Source organism: Vibrio sinaloensis (genome assembly GCF_000808535.1).
GTDB lineage: Bacteria > Pseudomonadota > Gammaproteobacteria > Enterobacterales > Vibrionaceae > Vibrio > Vibrio sinaloensis_D.
The window spans coordinates 67,635-85,528 of sequence record NZ_JWLV01000034.1; the positions used below are offsets into that span (position 1 = coordinate 67,635).

Annotated in this window: 16 protein-coding genes; 13 read left to right on the forward strand and 3 right to left on the reverse strand. The window is 47.3% G+C overall.

Features of this window, described 5'->3' with window-relative positions:
- Positions 1-15: 15 nt before the first annotated feature.
- The 7 genes from RJ47_RS14940 to cdd all read left to right on the forward strand — a co-directional run bounded on the left by RJ47_RS14940 (position 16) and on the right by cdd (position 7,450).
- Positions 16-1,797 (forward strand): glycoside hydrolase family 13 protein, encoded by a 1,782-nt coding sequence (locus RJ47_RS14940; RefSeq protein WP_039484815.1) that lies wholly within the window; start codon positions 16-18, stop codon positions 1,795-1,797.
- Complete coding sequence (locus RJ47_RS14945) at positions 1,797-2,693, forward strand: ROK family protein (RefSeq protein ID WP_039484817.1); 897 nt, start codon at positions 1,797-1,799, stop codon at positions 2,691-2,693. Before RJ47_RS14940 ends, RJ47_RS14945 begins: the two co-directional genes overlap by 1 nt.
- 52 nt (positions 2,694-2,745) lie before the next feature.
- Positions 2,746-3,540 (forward strand): TrmB family transcriptional regulator, encoded by a 795-nt coding sequence (locus tag RJ47_RS14950; RefSeq protein ID WP_038189096.1) that lies wholly within the window; start codon positions 2,746-2,748, stop codon positions 3,538-3,540.
- Between the two features lie 144 nt (positions 3,541-3,684).
- Positions 3,685-5,109 carry an exodeoxyribonuclease I gene (gene sbcB / locus RJ47_RS14955; RefSeq protein ID WP_039484820.1) on the forward strand — a complete coding sequence of 475 codons (1,425 nt, stop codon included), beginning with the start codon at positions 3,685-3,687 and terminating at the stop codon, positions 5,107-5,109.
- Between the two features lie 155 nt (positions 5,110-5,264).
- Entirely contained in the window at positions 5,265-5,630 is a 366-nt protein-coding gene (locus RJ47_RS14960; RefSeq protein WP_039484821.1) for a CidA/LrgA family protein, read from the forward strand.
- On the forward strand, positions 5,630-6,307 hold the full coding sequence (locus RJ47_RS14965; protein ID WP_039484823.1) for a CidB/LrgB family autolysis modulator: 678 nt from the start codon (positions 5,630-5,632) through the stop codon (positions 6,305-6,307). The genes RJ47_RS14960 and RJ47_RS14965 overlap by 1 nt, the downstream gene beginning before the upstream one ends.
- Positions 6,308-6,562: 255 nt before the next feature.
- Entirely contained in the window at positions 6,563-7,450 is an 888-nt protein-coding gene (gene cdd / locus RJ47_RS14970) for a cytidine deaminase (protein ID WP_005470699.1), read from the forward strand.
- Positions 7,451-7,499: 49 nt separating this feature from the next.
- Here cdd and RJ47_RS14975 read toward each other — a convergent pair whose 3' ends face one another.
- Positions 7,500-8,705 (reverse strand): HD-GYP domain-containing protein, encoded by a 1,206-nt coding sequence (locus RJ47_RS14975; protein WP_039484826.1) that lies wholly within the window; start codon positions 8,703-8,705, stop codon positions 7,500-7,502.
- Between the two features lie 369 nt (positions 8,706-9,074).
- On the opposite strand from RJ47_RS14975, the gene purT reads away from it, so the two are divergent.
- Complete coding sequence (gene purT, locus RJ47_RS14980; RefSeq protein WP_039484829.1) at positions 9,075-10,250, forward strand: formate-dependent phosphoribosylglycinamide formyltransferase; 1,176 nt, start codon at positions 9,075-9,077, stop codon at positions 10,248-10,250.
- 44 nt (positions 10,251-10,294) lie between these two features.
- On the opposite strand, the gene RJ47_RS14985 is transcribed toward purT, so the two are convergent.
- Positions 10,295-10,942, reverse strand: coding sequence for a thiopurine S-methyltransferase (locus RJ47_RS14985; RefSeq protein ID WP_039484832.1), 648 nt, complete (start codon positions 10,940-10,942; stop codon positions 10,295-10,297).
- 314 nt (positions 10,943-11,256) lie between these two features.
- Here RJ47_RS14985 and RJ47_RS14990 point away from each other — a divergent pair, with 314 nt between their 5' ends.
- Positions 11,257-12,030: a phosphoribosylglycinamide formyltransferase gene (locus RJ47_RS14990; protein WP_038215080.1), complete on the forward strand. Its 774-nt coding sequence runs from the start codon at positions 11,257-11,259 to the stop codon at positions 12,028-12,030.
- A 55-nt stretch (positions 12,031-12,085) separates the two neighbouring features.
- On the opposite strand, the gene RJ47_RS14995 is transcribed toward RJ47_RS14990, so the two are convergent.
- On the reverse strand, positions 12,086-12,829 hold the full coding sequence (locus RJ47_RS14995) for a sporulation protein (protein ID WP_039484836.1): 744 nt from the start codon (positions 12,827-12,829) through the stop codon (positions 12,086-12,088).
- Positions 12,830-13,039: 210 nt separating this feature from the next.
- On the opposite strand from RJ47_RS14995, the gene hutC reads away from it, so the two are divergent.
- From hutC to hutU, 4 genes are all read left to right on the forward strand, one after another.
- The gene (hutC, locus tag RJ47_RS15000) at positions 13,040-13,753 is read left to right on the forward strand and encodes a histidine utilization repressor (RefSeq protein WP_038215076.1); all 714 of its coding nucleotides are present in this window, start codon (positions 13,040-13,042) and stop codon (positions 13,751-13,753) included.
- A 170-nt stretch (positions 13,754-13,923) separates the two neighbouring features.
- The gene (gene hutI / locus RJ47_RS15005; RefSeq protein WP_052237970.1) at positions 13,924-15,090 is read left to right on the forward strand and encodes an imidazolonepropionase; all 1,167 of its coding nucleotides are present in this window, start codon (positions 13,924-13,926) and stop codon (positions 15,088-15,090) included.
- Positions 15,083-16,096: a formimidoylglutamase gene (hutG, locus tag RJ47_RS15010; RefSeq protein WP_039484843.1), complete on the forward strand. Its 1,014-nt coding sequence runs from the start codon at positions 15,083-15,085 to the stop codon at positions 16,094-16,096. Before hutI ends, hutG begins: the two co-directional genes overlap by 8 nt.
- An 88-nt stretch (positions 16,097-16,184) precedes the next feature.
- Entirely contained in the window at positions 16,185-17,882 is a 1,698-nt protein-coding gene (gene hutU, locus RJ47_RS15015; protein ID WP_038138325.1) for a urocanate hydratase, read from the forward strand.
- The last annotated feature ends 12 nt before the right edge of the window (positions 17,883-17,894 follow it).

Sequence of the window (17,894 nt, forward strand, 5' to 3'; positions counted from 1 at the left end):
CGTCAGGATATACACATGATTACAAGAAGCTCCCTTTCACACTCGGCAAAGAGTGCGGACAGTTACGCCTACGATAATGACACGCTGCATATCCGCTTACGCAGCGCCAAAGGTGAAATCGAAAAAGTCGCCCTTTGGATTGGAGACCCATATCACTGGGCAGAAGGCGGCTTAGATGGCGGTAACCTCGGCGGTAGTGACGCCCACGGTTGGGTCGGTGGTAATGAAGTGGAAATGAGTTTTGAAGGCCAATCAGAGCATCACGATCACTGGTTCGCCGAATTTACCCCTCCCAAAAAGCGCACACGTTACGGCTTTATCCTTTACGGTAAAGGTGGTGAAAAACTGCTGTTTGGTGAAAAGCGCATCGTCGACATCGCCGAGGATGCTCAAGCAGAAGTCGAACTGAGTAACTTAAGCAACTTTTTCTGCTTTCCGTTTATTAACCCTCGCGATGTATTAACCACACCAAAGTGGGTTAAAGAGACGGTTTGGTACCAGATTTTTCCTGAGCGTTTCGCCAATGGACGCCCAGAGATTTCACCGAATAACGTATTACCATGGGGCAGCCAACCCACCAGCGACAGTTTTATGGGCGGCGATTTATGGGGCGTGATCGATAAGCTCGATTACCTTCATGATCTAGGCGTGAACGGACTCTACCTCTGCCCTATTTTTACCGCCAATGCCAACCACAAATATGACACGGTGGACTACTACAATGTCGACCCTCATTTTGGAGGTAATGAAGCGTTTAAAGCATTGGTTAGCGAAGCCCATAAACGCGGAATGAAGGTGATGCTCGATGCGGTGTTTAATCATATTGGCGATCAATCACCGCTATGGCTTGATGTGGTTGAGAAAGGTAAAGACTCTCAATACGCGGATTGGTTTTGGATCAACCAGTTCCCTGTTTACCCAGACACGCCAAGAGAGGAATGGGACTTTTGGAACCTGAACTACGAAACGTTCGCCAACGTTGCGGAGATGCCAAAACTCAATACCGAGAATGAAGAGTGTCGCGCTTATTTACTCGATGTTGCCAAGCATTGGGTTGAAGAATTTGGTATTGATGGATGGCGCTTAGACGTTGCCAACGAAGTCGATCACAGCTTCTGGCGAGAGTTCCGCAAGGTAGTGAAGCAAGCTAACCCAGACTGCTACATCCTCGGTGAAATTTGGCATGAAGGGATGCCTTGGCTGCGTGGCGATCAATATGACTCTTTGATGAACTACCCGTTAACTCAGGCAATCACCGATTATTTTGCCATCGCCAGCTTGAATAAGGCAGAGTTTAAAAACGCGGTCACAACATCTTACATGGCCTACCCGCGCAATGTGAATGAAGCAATGTTTAATTTGCTCGATAGCCACGATACTACCCGAATCATCTCGCTGTGTGGCGGTGACAAACGCAAAGCAAAACTGGCTTACCTCTTTATGTTCACCCAAGTTGGTGCGCCTTGCATCTACTATGGTGGAGAGGTAGGCATTGATGGGCAACGTGGCATGGGGAGTGAAGATAACCGCAAATGCATGATTTGGGACGAGTCAGAGCAAGATCTTGAATTTAAGGGGTTTATTCAGGACCTCATTTCGCTGCGTAAAAGCTCAGCGGCGTTCAATCTACCTTACCTCGACTGGCTTGATGTAGATGATGATCACTGCATCGCCTATCAACGTGGTGAGTGGCGCTTTATTCTCAATAACAGCGACCAAGTGAAAACCGTCGTATGTAATGGTAAACCGTACGAGCTTGACGCCTATGGTTATGTCATGGAACAAGTGTCTCGCTAATGCAAGGCGCCATTCATTTGGGAATCTCTTTGGATTCCCAATCCATTCACACATACACCAGTGACGCTGCAGGCCACGAGCGACTCCGAGCCAGAGAGCCCCTCTCTTCAAACTCAGCTTCGCTTCTCGACACCTTAAAGCGCTTGGTCAATAAAAGCCGAATTCAATTTGGTGAACTCAAAGCGCTGACACTAAGTTGCTCTGAATACTTCACGGCTGCCAATAGCCTCCATCAACCGTCTCCAGAGCAACTCGCGAATGCCCTGAGCCAAACATTCACGATCGAATGCCAGCTTGTCAGCCACTCGCAAGCGGCTGCGATGCATGTATCTGTACACCATCAGCGTTTGTTAAGCGTTTCGCTCGGCGACAGTTGTGGTTTGGCGTTGTTTGAGAACGGCAAATTACGCCCAAGCGGTCTGTGTGAGACGTGGGCACACTCCGAACTTCCTGGTTTTGACTGGCTCGTCGATGGCTTAACGCCGGTATGTCGGTGCAGCAGTGAACACTGTATCGAGCAATTTTTGTCGGTCGGCGGAATTGAAAGGCAGTATCACCAAATCGTCTTGCAAGACAAACCGCTTGCGGTGATCTTTGCTGGTGTCGCCAACGCGGTCCCAACCGATACAAGGGTGTATCGTACCTTTATCGACCAGCTGGCTCGCAGTTTGGCCAAGCCAATAACCGAATTAATGCCCGAGACTCTTCTGCTGTCTGGCGACGTGGTTTGCCACGTCCGTATCAAAGACGATTTACTCGTGGCGCTGAGTCGCTACATCGACGTCTCTTTGCTCCCCGACTCGATCACCTTATCCAGTGATGCCTTTGCTTTTGCTCAGGGTGCGGCACTCTTCTCGGAAAAAAATCACAACAATCGTTTTCTCTCCGCACGATGACAATGATAATCTAAAGTAGGTAAATAAATTGAACAGCTTCAGAGGACAACCTGTGTCAGATCTAGTGACCAAACTGATGGATTTCGGCTTTTCTAAAACCGATGCGCTTGTGTACATCAACCTACTCAAAAACGGCCGTGCAAGCGGATACAAAATCGCTAAAGACATCTCTTTGTCTCGCTCTTCAGTTTATTCATCGATCGATAACCTCTATGCCAACGGCTACATCTTCCTTTCAGACGGTGATACCAAAGAGTATGAAGCGAAATCGCCAGAACTGATCTTCAATCAAATTGAGAAAAAGACCGTTGAGAATATCAATATTCTTAAAACCGAACTGTCGAAGATGATGCTGCAAGAAGAAAAGCAGTTTGTGTACAACGTCACCGGCTATGAAAATGTGCTGCAAAAAGCCAAAGAAGTGATCAACCAAGCCAACTTGGAGATTTACCTCAATACCGACTTTAACTTAAATCTGTTTGCACAAGAGCTTTGTGATGCCATTGAACGTGGCGTGCGCGTGATTGTTTTCTCATTCAATAAAGTAGCGAGTCCACACGAGAAGATCGAAATGTATTCTCGCTCTGACAACGAAGAAATCGAGTACCCTTCTCACCGCTTTATGTGTGTAGCGGATATGAAGCTAGCACTGATGTTTTCTCACCGTGACGAAACCTTGGGCCTTTATGCCAACAACCGCTTGATGGTGAAAATGATCGCTGAGCACATCCACAGTGACATCTACCTCACGGAATATGAAAAGCTGGAACCTGAGAAGCGCATTCGCGTCAATACCATTCACGAACAACACAACTCGATGGTGATGGACGATCTCGCCAAACACTAACAATCATGAGGGTGACATGCTCACCCTCCTCTTGCTCTGATTAAACCCTCGCCAGAACCGCTCTGATTTCTTCGATACCGTTGCCTTGCTCGCGTCGCAGTGGTCTAATACTCAAGTGATTTTCAACCACTTGGTAAATAGATAATGCAACATGAGCATCAACCTACGTTTTTCTTTTTCGACTATGAAACGTGGGGAACCAGCCCTGCAAAGGATCGTCCTTGCCAATTTGCAGGTGTGCGTACCGATATGGATTTCAACATCATTGGTGAGCCTCTGGTTATCTATTGTCAACCACCGACAGATTACTTACCCGCACCAGAAGCGGCATTAATTACCGGTATCACTCCTCAAACTGCCGTTGCCAAAGGATTGTCTGAGCCAGAGTTCATCGCCAAGATCCATGAGCAGCTTGCCACACCAAACACCATTAACCTGGGTTACAACAGCATTCGATTCGACGATGAAGTGACTCGCTATACGTGTTATCGCAATTTCATCGACCCCTACGCTTGGAGCTGGCAAAACGGCAACTCTCGCTGGGATCTTCTCGACGTGATGCGCGCTTGTTATGCACTACGCCCAGAAGGAGTTGAGTGGCCAGAAAATGACGAAGGGTTTATCAGCTTTAAGCTAGAGCACCTGTCTAAAGCCAACGGGATTGAACACGAAAATGCCCACGATGCGATGGCCGACGTGATTGCTACTATTGAAATGGCGAAGAAGATCAAAGCTGCGCAACCTAAGCTGTTTGATTATTTCCTCAGTATGCGCCACAAACGCAAGCTCAACGATCTGATTGATATTGTTAACATGACGCCATTAATGCATGTCTCGGGCATGTTGGGTCGAGAGTGTAATTACACCAGTTGGATGGTTCCGGTGGCTTGGCATCCAACCAACCAAAATGCGGTGATCATGGTCGATTTGGCCAAAGACCCACAACCCCTGTTCGATTTGGACGTAGAACAGCTCAATGAACGCCTTTACACCAAACACTCAGAACTGGCAGACGATGAACTTCCGGTCCCGGTAAAACTGGTCCACCTTAATAAGTGTCCGATACTTGCGCCTGCGAAAACCTTAACCGCAGAAAACGCCGCGAATATTGGTATCAACCGAGAACAATGCCTTGAGAACTTGGCACGTCTGCGTCAAACCCCTGAAATACGCGAAAAGCTGATTGGCTTATACAGCATCGACCGGGAATACGCGAAAGATAACGATGTCGATAGCATGCTTTATGACGGATTCTTTTCTCCGGCGGATAAAGCCTCGATGGACATTATTCGCCAAACCGATCCAAATAACTTGGCGGCGCTTGACATCTCGTTTAATGATGACCGAATTGCACCGCTGCTATTTCGCTACCGAGCACGCAACTTCCCTGCCACTTTAGATGAGTCAGAACAGCAACGCTGGGCAAATCATTGCCGAGACTACTTCGAAAGTCGTATTGAAGACTATATGCTCAATTTGGAAAACTTAGTTCACGAACATGAAAGTGATGAAAAGAAGCTAGCTATTTTAAAATCCGTTTATCAATACGTACAAAAGCTAGTATCTTAGATACCAGAACGCCTGCACCCTAACAGATGCCTCAGCCACATACACAATAATTACCAGTCATGAGGCACTGACACCCAACCAACATGGGTTTACACCGTGTTGGTTTTTTACGTTGCGTTTTTGCAACGCATGATAATTTCGGACGATAACAACTTATGGCAAAAACAGTGCTGAAATACGTTGTGTCAATGGGGCTGATTTTCCTCTGCCTCATCGCGGGCATCAACATTCAACATCTTCTCAATATTTCCATTCCTGGCAGCATCATCGGCATGCTGATTCTCTTTGGATTGCTTGCAAGTGGACTTGTTCCAGTCGACTGGGTACGCCCAAGCGCAAGTTTATTTATTCGCTATATGGTGCTGCTGTTTGTGCCCATCAGTGTTGGGTTGATGGAGCATTTCGATATGTTACTCGCCAATGCTCTGCCTATTCTCGCCAGCGCGGTAGGGGGGACGTTCATTGTTCTTGTATTGCTTGGGCTTATGCTTGATCGAATGCTAAAAGGAGGACAAAAGTAATGTGGCTACTCGTTACCCTTGTTGTCTTTTTCGCTGCTCGCTGGTTGTGTCAAAAAATCAAAAGCCCATTTATGAACCCGCTTTTGATCAGCTTAGCTGTACTCATTCCACTTCTGACCTATCTGAAGATTCCGTTTGAGACATATTATGCTGACAACCAGTGGATTAACTATCTGCTTCAACCCGCTGTCGTCGCACTGGCTTACCCTCTGTATGAGCAATTGCCGCAGATCCGAGCAAACTGGCGAATCATCATGCTTGCCTGCGGTGTAGGTAGCGTGATGTCGATGCTCACTGCCAGTATGATTGCCGTCTACATGCAAGCCGACATCACACTGATCGCAAGCCTACTTGGTAAATCCGTCACCACGCCTATCGCGATGGAAGTCTCTAGCCACCTAGGCGGAGAGCCGGCAATTGCCGCGATCTTAGTCCTAATCGTCGGTCTGTTTGGCGCGATTGTGGCGTACCCTGTCTACAACTTGCTTAACATTACTCACCCTATTGCCAAAGGGCTTACCATGGGAACGGTATCCCACGCGCTGGGAACCGCAACCTGCGCTGAAAAAGATGGTCAAGACGCTGCATTTAGCTCTCTCGCCTTAGTGGTTTGTGGTGTGATTACTTCTATCCTTGCCCCTTCTTTCTTCGCATTTGCCGTTTGGCTTGCTGCCTAACTCACTTTTGCGACGTTTGGTCGAGCTGTTCAGTCGCAGCTCGACCGACCTCACTTCTCTCCCTTATGTAATCGATTCCATGTGTGACCTCACTCTAATTATGTAAACAATAAATTCGTTGCACGGATTAATGTGATTTAAATCTCAGTAATGTTTTACTCTTCGCATAAAATGAAATACCAGTATCAAGGCATGTCTGTACTGTAAAGACGCCCGTGCCAAAGATATCAATTAACGTATACACAAGGATTCACCATGAGAAGCCGCATTGAAAAAGCGCTATCTGATGCGCCAAGCCAAATCGCAGAATACCTATCACCCATTCTGTTAGCTGATGACTTTGACGCAACGCTTTCCCCTCAGCAATTTTCAGAGCTTCTGTCCATTTCAGGGCTAGAAGATGACGAACTTCGCGTCGCGCTGCTTCCTTTTGCTGCCGCTTATTCCTATGCACCTATCTCAAATTTTTATGTAGGCGCGATCGTACGCGGTTTGTCAGGACGCTTATACTTTGGCGCGAACGTCGAAATCCTCGGCGCACAACTCGGCCAAACCGTTCACGCAGAGCAGTCAGCCATTAGCCACGCATGGATGAAAGGCGAACAAGGTATTTCAGACATTACGATTAACTTTAGCCCTTGTGGCCACTGTCGTCAGTTTATGAATGAATTGACCACCGCAGATAAGTTAGTGGTGCAGCTACCACAGCGTGATGAAATGACCTTGCAAGAGTATCTACCGGAGTCGTTTGGCCCTTCCGATCTTGGTATCGAGTCTGGGCTCATGTCTAGCGTTGACCATGGCAAGCATACGAATGAAACCGATGAAATGGTTAACAAAGCCGTCGAGGCACTTAACCGCAGCCACGCCCCTTACACTAAGAACTTAAGTGGCGTGTGTCTTAAACTCGATAGCGGTGAAGTTTACTTAGGTGCATACGCTGAAAATGCGGCGTTTAACCCAAGCTTACCACCACTGCAAGTGGCGATGATTCAGCTACTACTAGATGGTAAGTCTTTACAAAATATTGAGTCTGCGGCACTGGCGGAAATGGCCGATGGTACCATCAGTCACCTTGCGGATACACAGGCAACACTGGAAGCAATCAATCCCGATATTCCGGTCGCCTACTTAGCGATATAAAATACAAAAGGCGCTCAATGAGCGCCTTTTGTTTCACTTTGCCACTTACCTAAACGTCGAAGAACGGTGTCGGATCCACTTCTAAGCCGCTTGGGGCAATCGCTCGTTCGATGGTTACTTTACTGTGTTTTACATCAACGTATGACACGTCAATGAAACGCTTGTACTTTCGAGAGTAGAAACACTTCACCTCAGGTTTAAGTGGTTCCGCCGCATTGGAAGTCCATACGATGCCGACCCGACCATCACTCAGTTCAACCAAAGCACCAACTGGGTATACACCAATACAGTTGATGAACTTATAGACCAAGTCTCGGTCTAGGTGAAATGGTGTCAGGCTAAGCAAAATCTTAAACGCCTCTGCGGAGCTCATCCCCTTTTTGTAACAGCGATCCGCGGTTAGAGCGTCATATATATCAACAATACAGCTCATACGCCCATGAGTTGGCATCTGCTCAGCAGTCAAACCTCTTGGGTACCCTGTCCCATCTAATTTCTCGTGGTGCATTAAGCATACGTCACGAGCAATATCGCTCAGCCCAGTAACGGTACTGATGATTTCTCCCGCATAAACCTGATGCAGCTTCATGTGCTCAAACTCTTCTGGCGTTAAGCGTGCGGGTTTATGGAGCACTTTGTCGTCGACTTTGATTTTGCCAACATCATGGATAATGCCACCGATCGCCATCTGTTTTAACGTCTCTTTGGGTAAGTTTAGATGCTTACCGAATGAGACCAATAAGGTCGCAACGTTGACCGAGTGTTCCAGCAGGTACTCATCTTTACTTCTTAACGCAGAAACGCAGTGAAGCGCATCAGAATCGATCAGCACGGACTCAATCAAATCATCTGCCCAGCCATCTAGCTCATCTACATGAATAGACTTGCCTTCAAACGTCTGATTAAGAATTTTTTGCGCTAGACCTTTCGCTTCGCGGATAATCTTTGAGGCTTTTTTCTGTTGGGAAAAGCGGCTCATTTTCTTACGTTTTGTCGGTGCGGGGGGCGCGCCTTCTGGCTCCACCTCTGGCTGCTCGCTTACTGGTTTAAATACACTGCCCTTTACCGACAGACTTTGATCTACCCAAGCATACTTAACGCCATTTTTCACCAATTGACGAATTGCTTGTTGAGTAGGTACTCGCCCTGCATTAGCAAGGTTGACGCGTTTGCTGTCTTCTATGGCGGTAACAAACATGCCCACCGTCAGCGTATCAATCGGTATCTTGATGGATTGTTTTGGGTCGTACTGCATCTGTTCTTTTTATATCCCGAGCATTTGTTTTTATCACCTTTACGTCTGGGGAAAACTTGAAACAAGATTTCGACGAAATTTCAGTGAGTTGGCGCTCTGTTGACTTATAATTCACACGGCTTCTATATTGATATCATTATAATCGCAATCGAAACAATTTCCTCATCTCAATCGACATAAACTACAAGACAATCAATAATATTAAGTAATTATTAGTTACAAATCATACTATTGCGCGGCATTTTAAAACCAATTTACAGTACATGCACCCATTATCTTATGCGCAGCCAACGCAAACGTTTGCTTTTTGGTTCGAGATACGTATGATCGCCTACAATTTCATTCTCCTCTGAATAATAAGGGTTATCTATGTTTGGTACGGCTACACGTCAAAACGCAACACGCGTTCTACTGCTTGGGTCTGGTGAACTTGGAAAAGAGGTCGCAATCGAGTGCCAACGCCTCGGGCTCGAAGTGATTGCCTGTGATCGCTACGAAAATGCACCGGCAATGCAAGTCGCTCATCGCAGCTACACCTTGGATATGCTTGATGGAGAGGCTCTCGAGGCGATCATCGAAAAAGAACAACCGGATTTCGTTGTGCCTGAAATCGAAGCTATCGCAACCGATAAGTTAGTCGAGCTTGAAGCGAAAGGACTTAATGTTGTCCCAACTGCGAACGCGACGAAACTTACCATGAACCGTGAAGGAATCCGCCGTTTAGCCGCAGAGGAACTGGAGCTGACAACCTCTCCTTACCGATTTGCTGACAACTACCAAGACTTTACTGCCGCCATCGAAGCCGTGGGTATTCCATGCGTGTGCAAACCTGTAATGAGCTCGTCAGGCAAAGGGCAAAGCGTGATTAAGTCTGCTGATGATGTCCAAAAGGCATGGGATTACGCTCAAGAAGGTGGTCGAACGGGGGCTGGGCGCGTAATCGTTGAAGGCTTTATCGATTTCGATTATGAAATTACGCTACTTACTGTGCGCGCGGTTGACGGTGTACACTTCTGCGCTCCGATTGGTCACCGCCAAGAAGATGGTGACTACCGCGAATCGTGGCAGCCACAAACAATGTCAGATGCAGCTCTGGCCGCCGCTCAAGACGCCGCAGGAAAAGTGGTCAACGCATTGGGCGGCTATGGCATTTTTGGTGTAGAACTTTTCATTAAGGGGGACACCGTTATTTTCAATGAAGTCTCCCCTCGCCCACACGACACAGGTCTCGTCACCTTGATGTCGCAAGACAGCTCTGAATTCGCGCTGCATGTGCGCGCCTTTACAGGTATGCCAATTGCTGGCATTACACAATTTGGCCCAGCAGCATCCGCGGTGGTTCTTGGCCAAGGCACGTCACAAAACATCCGTTTTGAAGGTTTAGAGCAAGCGCTCGCAGCACCTCAAACCCAAGTTCGCCTTTTTGGTAAGCCAGATATTGATGGACGCCGCCGCTTAGGTGTCGCAATTACTCGTCGTGACTCCATTGAGCAAGCAATCGAAGATGCCGTCACTAGCGCTGCACAAGTAAAAGTGATTTACTAATCGCGATCGAAAAGAGCGTTTGGTTTCCCAAACGCTCTTTTCATTTAAGACTCTATCAAATACACCACTTCGGTCATTCGTGCCCCTTCAATTTTTGCAAGTTTCGGTGGCATGTCCGCCTCATCATTACGATGCAACTGGGTAATTTTGTAGCCTGCATACAAGCTTCTTACTTCTTGCTCCGGTACCGAAAACGGAGGCCCCGCCATCAGCGATTGATCGTACTCAAGCGTCACCAACAGCATTCTTCCACCCGGTTTTAACAGTGATTTAATGCGCTCAGCGTACTCGCCACGCATGTCTTGCGGTAATGCGACAAGAGAGGCGCGATCATAAACGATATCAACTGGCTGAATTGGCGCGGTGAAAAAATCTCCCACATAGATCGAGAGCTCATCAAACTGAAACAGCTCGTGTTGACCATTAACTGGCATCACCATTGGTGTATAGAAGTGTTCAGCAAAAAAAGCGCGTACCGCAATATTGCTTAGCTCAACACCTTGTACGTCGGCGTGTTTTGTCGCGAGCCAAACAAGATCTTCCGACTTACCACACAAGGGAACAAACACTTTTGAGTCATGCGTTGGGTTGGTATGCTTCCAATACTCGATAAGCAGCGGGTTAACATCTTCTAGGTGGAATCCAATTTGATTGGCCGCCCACTTAGAATGCCAAAATTCTGGGTCTTTCATTGTTATTCTCTGTCACTGACTTCACTTGCGCTTAGCCTAGCGAAAGCCCTATCTATTGACAATCCGAATCTCAAATTTACGTTCAGATTAGGTTCAGCTACGCCCTTTATACTTGGTTACATCTTGGTGATGAACTTAATCCAAATTGGTCACTCCAAAGAAATGGGACAGAGTTCAAAGATTGGATAGAGAAGCAAAAATCGCTATTGGAATCGGAGCTTTAGCCCCAAGATATGAAATGTAGAATCGTAAAGCTTAGTGATTGAAACCTTTTTCGACACCTTTTTCTTAAGCGACGACTCTAAGGAGAGTGAATGAGCCTATTCCTACGTACGACGGCCCTAATGCTTTTAATGCTCAGCCGAGCGCCTGCTTTTGCTGCTGTACCACCAGCACCTGGCAGTGAGGAAAACCGTCCAGCGAATCAAAATGAAGTCTGTTCAAAAGCATTCAAACATAATTTAAGCGGCCTTTACGGTATTAAACCGATCGCTTCTACACCACTTCAACCCTACTCAGACTTCGATATCCTTTATAGCAAAGCACATCAAGCTCAAGCTGAACTTGAAACCATCTGTAAAAGCACTGCGCTACTTACATCCACAGACGCTTATTTCGCAGGCGTAAAATCCGCTGAACGAGCAAAAGAAAAGATCGCCTATGAGCTAGACGGCCAAACTGAACGCATTACCGATTTAGCTCGCGCGACCATCGTTGCAGACGACATTGAAAGCCTGATGTCTGCCTATGAAGTACTTAATCGTGAAACCACCATTGTTAAGGTGAAAAACCGCTTCAAAAATCCAGCGGCATCGGGTTATCGTGATTTGAATCTTCTGGTTCAGCTTCCAAAAACCAAGCTGATTGCGGAAGTTCAGGTCCATTTGAAAGCCATTGCCGATGTGAAAAGCGGTCCAGAGCATGATCTGTATGAGAAGATTCAGAAGATAGAACGTAAAGCGGCATCCGAGCGACGTGAGTTTAGCGAGTTTGAGGTCGCACAAATCAAATCGATGCGCAGCCAATCTAAAGCGCTTTATCAACATGCTTGGCAACCGTATCTCACCACACATCTCAGCGCTGCATAGTTACTATCAAAAGAGCCCTCAAATGAGGGCTCTTAATGTATTGCTTGATGTTCAACTAGACTGAGAGCACTCGATTCACCGCCGAGCTGATTTCAGCCTCACTTGCATCTAGCGCCAGAGTGAAGGAAACGTATTGATCGCCTCTCATGCTGAGTGAGCGGTCGACTTCTGCTAAACAGTGCATCACACGACCATCTAAAATAAACGACAGTTCGATCTCTTTCTTATTGATGAAGCCATTCTTTCGAAACTCAATCTCTTGGTAGCAGCCAGACTTCGAAGAGAAGTTGCTACCGCGTAAATGCCCTTTTTCAACATCTGCTTTCACCATCGAAAAGCCGGCTTGCTCGATTGCTGAAATCACACGGGACGCAACCGGAAGAGGCTTTACTTCAACAAAATCACGATCTTTAGGGTCAATCGCAAAATCGATATCAAGCGTGGTTTCTACCCAGACGTGACACTGATTCTTTAATGCATTAAGCGCCGTAATCGGGGTTTCATCATCCAATTTCAACTCAAATGGAACCTGCTTGTTTTCACCAGGCTGAATGGTGAAAGGCTGAACGGCTTGCAGCTTGCCTATGATGAAGTCTTGGTAGCTCACACTATCATCACTTTCCACTTTGACTTCCGTACACAGCTTTAAATTGATGGCATCAATTTGCTGCTCAACGTCACCACCTTGAATATGGACGGTACCTTTAAGGGTTTCACCTTGAAATACTGACATACTTTCTAAAACAGTATCGACTTTCGCAGCGCCAATACCCAAGGATGCTTTCAACTTACCAAACATCTTTTATCCTTATGATTGTCATTGTTTGCATTGATTTAACGTGGACAGCAAGAACTAAGCAAGCCCTTTATCGACTATTTTCCTGAAAACACATAGGCTTTCTCACTTTTTAATGAGGATTACCATCAAGGCTTTTGCAGCGTGACTTGCAATATCCTTTCAAATGTATAACCATTTGTATAGTCAATAAGTATACGGCGATGTCATCTAATGAGTAACTCCCCGCTTTATCTTCAAATCAAAAAGTACATTAACGACAAAATTGAGTCTGGTCAGTGGCCAATCGGGCACAGAATCACCACTGAAATCGAATTGACCAAGCAGTTTAATGTCAGTCGGATGACAGTAAATAAAGCAATTCGGGATCTTGTCGCCGAAGGAAAGTTGCAGCGCAGACCTCGCCTAGGTACGTTTGTCTGTAGCAACGAAGATAAAGCGGAATCACCTTTGCTCGATATCCGAAATATTGCAGAAGAAGTCGCCCACAGGGGTAAATCCTACTCAAGCAAAGTGGTGACTCAAACCGCGCTCCAAGCTGACGAAACCATCGCGACTAAACTCGGCGTGATGTTAGGGACGGCTGTTTTTTATAGTGAAATCATTCACTTTGAAGATAAATCACCCATTCAATATGAACTACGTTGGGTCAATGCTGCTTATGCTCCAGGGTATCTCGAGCAAGACTTTACCGAAATCACACCCAATCAATACTTATCGCAAAACTGCCCACTCAGTGCTATCGAGCATACCGTTGAAGCGATTGTCGCCGACGACCACGTTCGCTCTGCGTTAAAGTTAGGAGCAAATGAACCCTGCCTTTTGCTTAACCGACGTACGTGGAGTCAAGACAAGCTTGTGAGCTCAGCATTGCTCTACCACCCCGGCACTCGCTACAAATTAAGTTCTAAAGTTCTGCTCTCTTAGAGCATTTCATACTTTTTCATCGATCACATTTTCGCAACATCTCACTTGATCAATTGACTATCCTGGACGAGTATTTGTATATACATTTAATTAATGGAATATGCAGTATGTTCGAACAGCAACGATCTCCGTCATTTGATTTGGTGCTTACTAACGCCAGACTCGTGTCAATGGTGCCTGGTGATTGTGGTTATGAGATTAGCGAGCCAACAAATATTGCTATTCGACAAGGAATCATTGCCGAGATTGGAGGTAACGTAGAGACCGCCAAGTCGGAAAGCTATGATTGCCAAGGACAACTGGTGACTCCCGGCTTTATTGACTGCCACACTCACCTCGTCTACGCGGGCAACCGTGCCAACGAATTCGAGATGCGTTTGAAAGGCGTGCCTTATCAAGAGATTGCTAAACAGGGTGGCGGGATCCTCTCGACAGTACGAGCAACTCGCGAAGCCAGCGAAGAGGCACTAATTGAACTTGCGTTGCCTCGGTTAGACGGTTTGCTACGCAGCGGTGTAACGTCGGTCGAAGTAAAATCTGGCTACGGCTTAACGCTGCATGATGAAATCAAAATGTTGCGTGCTGCTAAAGCATTGCAAGATCATCGTAAAGTACGCGTGACCACGACCCTATTAGCCGCTCACGCTCTTCCTCCAGAGTTTGCAGGCAAACCAGATGACTATATTGACTTCGTGTGTCGAGAGATCATTCCGCTTGTAGCAGAAGAGCAACTCGCCACCAGCGTCGATGTGTTTTGTGAATCGATTGGCTTCGATTTAGCGCAAACAGAGCGTGTATTCGTTACCGCTAAAGAGCATGGTCTCCGCGTTAAGGGACATACTGAACAATTATCTAATTTAGGCGGCAGCGCGTTAACCGCGCAGTACGAGGGCTTATCAGCCGATCATATCGAATACCTCGACCAAGCGGGCGTTGAAGCATTGGCTCAATCAGGCACTGTCGCGACGTTGCTCCCTGGCGCATTCTACTTTTTGAAGGAGACAAAACGTCCTCCTATCGAGCTACTAAGAAAGCACAAAGTGCCCATGGCCATTGCGACCGATTTAAATCCTGGTACATCACCTTTCGCAGATTTGACTATGATGATGAATATGGGGTGTACCCTCTTTGGTCTCACACCTGAAGAAGCGCTGCGTGGCGTCACTTGCCATGCAGCAAAAGCATTAGGATACGGGGAAAGCCGCGGGCAGATACAAGTAGGGTTTGATGCGGATCTCGCCATTTGGGACGTGTCCCACCCTGCTGACTTTAGCTATCAACAAGGCGTGTCACGTCTTTCTGCTCGCCTAGTGAAAGGAGAACTGGATCATGTCTGAACAATTTGGCGATAGAACGCTGTCAACAGTTCAAGAATTTCATTGGCAAGGGCGTCACGACGCAGAAGATGGTGCGCTCGGGAAACGCGTCCATCATGTCATTAAACAGATTCCAGTTCGCGATCTAGAGCCCTATCACAATGCCGTTAGCTTACTTGGTTTTGCCTGTGATGCCGGCGTTGCTCGCAATAAAGGCCGAATAGGCGCACGCAAAGCCCCCGATCTCATCCGCCGTGCTTTAGCGAATATGGCTTGGCATAAAAAAAGCTCGCTTATCGATTTGGGTAATGTTGTCTGTGAAGATGATCGACTCGAACACTACCAATCGATTTGTGCAGATGTGATTGCAACCGCATTGCGCTCAACGCCTGTCATCACTTTAGGGGGGGGGCATGAAGTCGCTTGGGCTTCCTTTCAAGGCCTCGCGAGATATTTTGAATACCTTAGCCCGTCACAGCCGCCAAAGATTGGCATTATTAACTTTGATGCGCACTTTGATCTCCGGGCATTTGAAAGTAGCCATGCCGATGTAAAACCAAGCTCTGGGACGCCATTCAATCAAATTTATGATTACTGTAAAAAGCATGATTGGCCATTCCATTACGCCTGCCTTGGGGTCAGTCGAGCAAGTAATACTGAAGCGCTGTTTAAACGAGCTGAAGAACTTGGCGTCTGGTACGTGGAAGACAAAGATCTTGCGCATCTCAACCACATGTACCACTTAACTCAATTACAGCACTTTATTGATAACTGTGATTATATCTACCTCACCATCGACCTAGATGTCTTTCCAGCGGCGACAGCACCTGGCGTAAGTGCCCCGGCTGCGAGAGGCGTGAGTATAGATACCGTCGCACCATTTCTAGACAGAATTTTGCACTATAAGCAGAAGTTAGTGATTGCCGATATCGCCGAGTACAACCCAACCTACGATGTAGACAGTCAGACGGCGAGATTAGCCGCTCGACTTTGTTGGGATATCGCCAACGCATTTTCAGAAAAATAACATTAAACCAAGTAGTGGAACCAAGTCACTTTGGTGGCTTGGAGAGCTTCGTACTACTTGAATAACATGAAACACAAGGAGTCTTACCATGACGGAACGCCAAGTAGAAGATAAGCGTCTCGATACTAGCCGTACAATTCGTGCCCCACATGGCACGCAGTTGAGAGCAAAATCTTGGCTGACGGAAGCCCCACTTCGCATGCTGATGAACAACCTAGACCCAGATGTTGCCGAGCACCCTCACTCACTCGTCGTGTACGGTGGCATTGGTCGAGCTGCACGAAACTGGGAGTGCTACGATAAAATTGTCGAAGTGCTAGAGCGCCTTGAAGACGACCAAACCTTACTCGTTCAATCGGGTAAACCTGTTGGTGTATTCCCAACTCATAAAAATGCACCGCGCGTACTGATTGCTAACTCTAACTTGGTGCCGCACTGGGCTAACTGGGAGCACTTCAACGAACTCGATAAACAGGGTTTGATGATGTACGGACAAATGACCGCGGGAAGCTGGATTTACATTGGCTCACAAGGCATCGTCCAAGGCACTTACGAAACCTTTGTTTCTGTAGCGAAAAAGCACTTCAACGGCGATCCTAAAGGGCGCTGGATCCTAACAGGTGGCTTAGGGGGAATGGGTGGTGCTCAGCCTCTCGCTGGCACTATGGCTGGCTTTTCTATGATTGCTGTCGAGTGCGATGAGTCGCGCATTGACTACCGCTTACGTACTGGCTATGTCGACAAGAAAGCCACCAGCCTAGACGAAGCCCTCGCGATTATCTACGAATCAGACACTCCGGTTTCTGTGGGCCTACTTGCCAATGCAGCCGATGTGTTCCCTGAACTTGTAGAGCGTAACATTACTCCAGACGTTGTTACCGACCAAACCTCTGCGCACGACCCATTAAATGGTTACCTACCACTGGGCTGGTCAATGGAACACGCTGCTGACATGCGCCTTAAAGATGAAGCGGCGGTGGTTAAAGCAGCAAAAGAATCAATGGCAGTGCAAGTCAAAGCGATGCTTGACCTTCAAGAACGCGGCGCAGCAACACTCGATTACGGCAACAACATTCGTCAGATGGCGCTAGAAGAAGGCGTAGAAAACGCATTCGACTTCCCGGGCTTTGTCCCTGCGTACATTCGTCCTCTGTTTTGTGAGGGAATTGGTCCATTCCGCTGGGCTGCGCTATCAGGCGATCCAGAAGACATTTACAAAACTGACCAAAAAGTAAAAGAGCTTATCCCAGACAACCCACACCTCCACAATTGGCTGGACATGGCCCGCGAACGAATCCAGTTCCAAGGCTTACCAGCTCGTATTTGTTGGGTCGGATTGAAAGATCGCGAACGTCTCGGTCAGGCATTCAATGAAATGGTCAAAAACGGCGAGCTAAAAGCGCCAATCGTCATCGGCCGTGATCATCTAGATTCAGGTTCGGTAGCAAGTCCAAACCGAGAAACAGAGGGCATGATGGATGGCTCAGATGCCGTTTCTGACTGGCCACTTCTCAATGCTCTGCTGAACACGGCGGGCGGCGCAACCTGGGTATCATTACATCATGGTGGTGGCGTTGGCATGGGCTTCTCTCAACACTCAGGAATGGTTATCTGTTGTGATGGTAGTGAAGACGCGTCTCAACGTATCGCTCGCGTGTTACACAACGATCCGGCAACGGGTGTAATGCGCCACGCTGATGCAGGCTATGACATCGCGAAAAACTGTGCAGCACAGCAAGGTCTTGATTTACCGATGCTTAACGAAGAACTGAAAAAGCTAAAATAAGCTCAGCTGAAT

What these genes read in the sequence shown, in the direction of transcription:
- hutI (WP_052237970.1), top strand. Translation starts at nt 13,924, where the DNA reads ATGGTGCCTGGTGATTGTGGTTATGAGATTAGCGAGCCAACAAATATT.
- hutG (WP_039484843.1), top strand. Translation starts at nt 15,083, where the DNA reads ATGTCTGAACAATTTGGCGATAGAACGCTGTCAACAGTTCAAGAATTT.
- RJ47_RS14940 (WP_039484815.1), top strand. Translation starts at nt 16, where the DNA reads ATGATTACAAGAAGCTCCCTTTCACACTCGGCAAAGAGTGCGGACAGT.
- sbcB (WP_039484820.1), top strand. Translation starts at nt 3,685, where the DNA reads ATGCAACATGAGCATCAACCTACGTTTTTCTTTTTCGACTATGAAACG.
- RJ47_RS14990 (WP_038215080.1), top strand. Translation starts at nt 11,257, where the DNA reads ATGAGCCTATTCCTACGTACGACGGCCCTAATGCTTTTAATGCTCAGC.
- RJ47_RS14985 (WP_039484832.1), bottom strand. Translation starts at nt 10,942, where the DNA reads ATGAAAGACCCAGAATTTTGGCATTCTAAGTGGGCGGCCAATCAAATT.
- RJ47_RS14960 (WP_039484821.1), top strand. Translation starts at nt 5,265, where the DNA reads ATGGCAAAAACAGTGCTGAAATACGTTGTGTCAATGGGGCTGATTTTC.
- RJ47_RS14975 (WP_039484826.1), bottom strand. Translation starts at nt 8,705, where the DNA reads ATGCAGTACGACCCAAAACAATCCATCAAGATACCGATTGATACGCTG.
- cdd (WP_005470699.1), top strand. Translation starts at nt 6,563, where the DNA reads ATGAGAAGCCGCATTGAAAAAGCGCTATCTGATGCGCCAAGCCAAATC.
- RJ47_RS14965 (WP_039484823.1), top strand. Translation starts at nt 5,630, where the DNA reads ATGTGGCTACTCGTTACCCTTGTTGTCTTTTTCGCTGCTCGCTGGTTG.
- hutC (WP_038215076.1), top strand. Translation starts at nt 13,040, where the DNA reads ATGAGTAACTCCCCGCTTTATCTTCAAATCAAAAAGTACATTAACGAC.
- hutU (WP_038138325.1), top strand. Translation starts at nt 16,185, where the DNA reads ATGACGGAACGCCAAGTAGAAGATAAGCGTCTCGATACTAGCCGTACA.
- purT (WP_039484829.1), top strand. Translation starts at nt 9,075, where the DNA reads ATGTTTGGTACGGCTACACGTCAAAACGCAACACGCGTTCTACTGCTT.
- RJ47_RS14995 (WP_039484836.1), bottom strand. Translation starts at nt 12,829, where the DNA reads ATGTTTGGTAAGTTGAAAGCATCCTTGGGTATTGGCGCTGCGAAAGTC.
- RJ47_RS14945 (WP_039484817.1), top strand. Translation starts at nt 1,797, where the DNA reads ATGCAAGGCGCCATTCATTTGGGAATCTCTTTGGATTCCCAATCCATT.